This window comes from Streptomyces sp. MUM 203J (genome assembly GCF_022414595.1).
Classification (GTDB): Bacteria; Actinomycetota; Actinomycetes; order Streptomycetales; family Streptomycetaceae; genus Streptomyces.
The window spans coordinates 1-1871 of record NZ_JADWYO010000126.1 but is presented as its reverse complement, the minus strand read 5'-3'; the positions used below and the strand labels follow the sequence as shown (position 1 = coordinate 1871).

The 1871-nt window shown below is 78.7% G+C and carries 1 protein-coding gene; it reads left to right on the top strand.

Annotated elements, in window-relative coordinates; translation table 11 throughout:
- The coding region (locus I3F58_RS29125; protein ID WP_240111712.1) for a DUF5682 family protein at positions 1 to 1871 on the top strand (1871 nt) is incomplete at both ends.

The following is a 1871-nucleotide window of genomic DNA, read 5'->3' as shown; positions in this document are numbered from 1 at the left end:
ACGCGGCGCTGTCCGGGCGGGTCACCGGGCGGACCGGGGACGACCTGTGGGACCGGCTCGTCGAGGCCGCCGCGCCCGGGTCCCCGCCTGAGGCGGTGCGGCGGGCCGCGCTGCTCACCGGCTGGGCACTGCGTCAGGACGCCGTCGCCGCAGGGGGCGTGCCGGCGCTCGATCTGCGGCGGGAGGAGTGGATGCGCTCCACGCTGGCCGCCGCCACGAGGAACGGCGAGCGCGCGGCGCTCGTCATCGGCGCCTTCCACGCCCCCGCACTGCTGACCGCACCCGCATCGCCCCGCCCGACGGCCGGGCCTGACGGGCCCTGCGCCGCCGGACCGGAAGCCGGCGGCACCGTGCCTGGCGGCACCGGTGCCGTCGTCGCCGCGCCCGAGGCCGGTCGGACGGACACCGTCAGGAACGAGGGCGACGGGCGCGGGGCGCGCGGGGCCGAGGACGGCTGGGCGACGTCTCTGATCCCGTACACCTACGGCCTCCTCGACGAGCGTTCCGGCTACCCCGCCGGCATCCGGGACCCCGAATGGCAGCAGCTCGTCCTGGAGGCGGCCGGGGACCCGAGCGCGCTGGAAGCCGCCCTGACGCGCGCGGCCGTGCGGGTCTGCTCGGCGCTCCGGGACCTCGGGCATCCCTCCGGTCCGGCGGACGCCCGTGAGATCGCCCGGCTCGCCGGGGACCTCGCCCGGCTGCGCGGGCTGCCCGCCGCCGGGCGCGGCGAGTTCGTCGAGGCCGTGCAGACCGTGCTCGCCCAGGGCGAACCGTACGGGCGGGGCCGCGTCGTCGCCCGCGCGATGGAGCAGGTCCTCGTCGGCACCCGCACCGGCCGGCCCGCCCGCGGCGCGCCGCGCTGCGGCCTCGCGCCCGCCGTCGAGGCCGAATCCGCCGCACTGGGCCTGCCGGGGCCGGACACGAAGGAGGCCGGGGACCTGCGGCTGGACCCCCTGCGCTCCGATCTCGACCGCCGCCGTGAGCTGCTGCTGCGCAGGCTGACCGTCTGCGGGGTGCCGTACGCCGAGGAGAAGGAGGTCTCCGGCACGGGCGGCGCCGACGCTCTCACCACCCGCTGGGAGGCCCGCTGGACGCCCGCCACCGCCGCGATGCTGACCGCCGCCGGGATGCGCGGGGTCACCGCCGCCCAGGCGGCCGAAGGCGTCCTGCGCGAGCGCCACCGCGCGGAGCGGGCCGACGGCGGGCCGACGGCGGCCCAGTGCCTCGACGGACTGGAGCAGGCGGCCCGCTGCGGGCTGCCCGCACTCGCCGACGAACGGCTCGCGCAGACCGCCGACGTACTGCCCGCGTCGGCCACCCTGCCCGAACTCCTTTCCGGGCTTGCCCTCATGGACCGGATCCGGGCCGGGCACATCGCCGGACTCGACGCGGACGAGGACCGTGCGGAACGGACCGCCGCCGTGACGGAGCTGCTCACCGCCGCCGCGGTCCGCCAGGTCGACGGGCTCACCGGATCCGAGGACCCCGCCGACTGCCACGCCCTCCTCGAACTCGCCCACCGCGCCGACCGGTCGGGTGGCATCCGGCTCACCGACGCGCTGGCCCGCCTCGCCGCGGACGGCACGCCCCTGATGCGCGGCGCCGCCGGAGCCGTACGGGTGCTGCTCGGCCACGAGGAGCCCGGGGAACTGGGCGGGCGTGTCGCCTCCTGGGTGGACGGCGCCGGTGACGCCGCGTCAAGGACCGCCCTCACCGCCCGGCTCACCGGCCTGCTCACGGCGGCGGGTCCCCTGCTGGAGGCGGCGCCCCCGGCGCTGGAGCCGCTGCTCGACCGCGTGTCGGACCTGCCCGACGCGGCGTTCCTGTCCCGGCTTCCCGCCCTGCGCGGCGGCTTCGACACCCTCAGCCCG